General features: G+C 70.0%; 2 protein-coding genes. Both read left to right on the plus strand.

Going from position 1 to position 2,769, the window contains the following annotated elements:
• Positions 1-465 precede the first annotated feature (465 nt).
• Positions 466-915 (plus strand): PTS sugar transporter subunit IIA, encoded by a 450-nt coding sequence (locus ABT001_RS35815; protein WP_351285873.1) that lies wholly within the window; start codon positions 466-468, stop codon positions 913-915.
• A 75-nt stretch (positions 916-990) separates the two neighbouring features.
• The gene (gene ptsP, locus ABT001_RS35820) at positions 991-2,661 is read left to right on the plus strand and encodes a phosphoenolpyruvate--protein phosphotransferase (RefSeq protein ID WP_351285875.1); all 1,671 of its coding nucleotides are present in this window, start codon (positions 991-993) and stop codon (positions 2,659-2,661) included.
• Positions 2,662-2,769: the final 108 nt, after the last annotated feature.

Raw genomic sequence — 2,769 nt, forward strand, 5'->3', positions numbered from 1 at the left:
GGGGCCCTCCGGGCGCTTCCCTTCGTTCTTGCGTTTCCGACTCTATCAGACTCTTTCGTGTCCGATTCCCGGCCGAAGCGGGTTCCTGCTCGGCATTTAATTAACTGCCGCGCTTTCCAGTTCTTCGCTTTCGCGTTTCCCTTTCCGGCGAGTCCGACTCTATCAGTCCTTTTCCCGTTCCTTGACCGGCGCCTCGCGAACATGCGGGAACGCAGATCAGAGTTACAGTCTGGGCTTGGGAGTCGCTGCCGACCCCGGACTCGAAGTCGCGTCGGTGTCAGGCAGGGGTTCGACAGTACAGGTCGCTATGGGGCGAGGCAAATCGTTTCCGGTGCGCCTCCAGGGCGGCCAACCGGTAGCTCTCGGGCGGAACCGGGACTTCATATGACTTACGCTGCTGATCAGTACGCCGCCCTCCATCAGCCCTGGCGGTGACATACGGATCCCCACCCCTGGAGGCTCTCCATGACCACAGTGACGTCCCCTCTCGCCGGCCGCGTCATCGGACTCACCGCGGTTCCCGACCCCGTGTTCTCCGGAGCGATGGTGGGTCCCGGCACAGCGATCGACCCCGTGCGCGAGCCTTCCGAGGCCGTCTCACCGGTCGACGGCATCGTCGTCTCCCTCCACCCGCACGCCTTCGTGGTCGTCGACGACCAGGGCCACGGAGTGCTGACGCACCTCGGGATCGACACCGTGCAGCTCAACGGCGAGGGCTTCGAGCTGCTCGTGAACAAGGGAGACACGGTGACCCGCGGTCAGGGCATCGTCCGGTGGGACCCGGCCGGTGTCGAAGCGGCCGGTAAGTCCGCCATCTGTCCGGTCGTGGCCCTGGAGGCCACCGCCGAGTCCCTCTCCGACGTCCGCGAGGACGGCGACGTGAAGGTCGGCGAGACGCTGTTCGGCTGGCAGTGACACCCTCTGCGCAGTAAGTGCCAGTTGGGTATCCACCGCGGCGGTGCGACCGCCGCACAATCGGAGACGGGTGAAATGGAGACAACGCTGCGAGGCGTCGGCGTGAGCCACGGTGTGGCCATCGGCGAAGTTCGGCACATGGGTACGGCGGTGCTCGAGCCGCCGGCCAAACAGATTCCCGCGGAAGAGGCCGAGCGCGAGCAGGGGCGTGCCCGCCAGGCCGTGGAAGCTGTGGCGGCCGACCTCATCGCGCGCGGCAATCTGGCGGGGGGCGAGGCACAGCACGTGCTCGAGGCCCAGGCCATGATGGCGCAGGACCCTGAGCTCATCGCCGATGTCGAGCGTCGTATCGCCGTCGGCAGCACCGCCGAGCGGGGTGTCTACGACGCCTTCGCCGCGTACCGGGCCCTGCTGGCGAACGCCGGGGAGTATCTGGCGGGTCGCGTCGCCGACCTCGACGACGTACGGAACCGGATCGTGGCGCGCCTGCTCGGCGTTCCGATGCCGGGGGTGCCCGACAGTGATGAGCCGTACGTCCTGATCGCACGTGACCTGGCTCCCGCCGACACCGCCCTGCTCGACCCCGCGCTGGTGCTCGGGTTCGTCACGGAGGAGGGCGGGCCCACCAGCCACAGCGCCATCCTCGCGCGGGCGCTCGGAGTACCGGCCGTCGTGGCGCTGCCCGGCGCGGGCGAGATCACCGAAGGCACGGTCGTGGCTGTGGACGGCAGCACCGGCGAGATCTTCGTCGAACCGAGCCCCGAGAAGCGCGCCGAGATGGAGGGTGCCTCGGCCGCCCGCAAGGCGGCTCTGTCGGCCGTGACCGGTCCGGGGGCCACCTCGGACGGTCACAAGGTGCCGCTGCTCGCCAACGTCGGCGGTCCCGGCGACGTGCCGGCCGCTCTGGAGGCCGGAGCCGAGGGCGTGGGACTGTTCCGTACCGAGTTCCTCTTCCTCGACGACAGCAAGCAGGCGCCGTCCGAGGAGAAGCAGATCGCGGCTTACCGCGCGGTGCTGGAGGCGTTCCCCGAGGGACGTGTCGTGGTGCGGGTGTTGGACGCAGGGGCCGACAAGCCGCTGGACTTCCTGACACCGGGCGACGAGCCCAACCCCGCGCTGGGTGTGCGGGGGCTGCGCAGTCTGCTGGACCATCCCGATGTGCTGCGGACCCAGTTGACGGCCCTGTCCAGGGCCGCCGAGGGGTTGCCGGTGTATCTGGAGGTCATGGCCCCGATGGTCGCCGACCGTGCCGACGCGAAGGCGTTCGCGGACGCCTGCCGTGAGGCGGGGCTGCGGGCGAAGTTCGGCGCGATGGTGGAGATCCCGTCCGCCGCGCTCAGGGCCCGCTCGATCCTCCAGGAGGTGGAGTTCCTGTCGCTGGGGACCAACGACCTGGCGCAGTACACCTTCGCGGCGGACCGTCAGGTGGGGGCCGTCTCCCGGCTGCAGGACCCGTGGCAGCCGGCGCTGCTCGACCTCGTCGCGCTGTCGGCCGACGCCGCCCGGGCCGAGGGCAAGAGCTGCGGTGTCTGTGGTGAGGCCGCTTCGGACCCGCTTCTGGCGTGTGTGCTGACCGGTCTGGGTGTCACCTCTCTGTCGATGGGTGCGGCATCCATCCCCTACGTGCGGGCAACGCTGGCGAAGCACACGCTCGCCCAGTGCGAGCGCGCCGCCTCCGCCGCGCGCGCGGCGGACTCCGCCGACGAGGCACGGCTCGCGGCGCAGGCGGTGCTGTCGGGCGAGTGACGCCGTCCGCCGGACGAAGTCGCGCCGACTCCGGATATTCGGTCGGCTTCCGGCACAGCACGCACTCGGCGTACGGCGGCCCCGCGTCCACGGGTGCCGGGGCCGGCG

Origin of the sequence: Streptomyces sp. NPDC002793 (assembly GCF_040295485.1) — a bacterium.
In the GTDB taxonomy this organism is placed as follows: Bacteria; Actinomycetota; Actinomycetes; order Streptomycetales; family Streptomycetaceae; genus Streptomyces.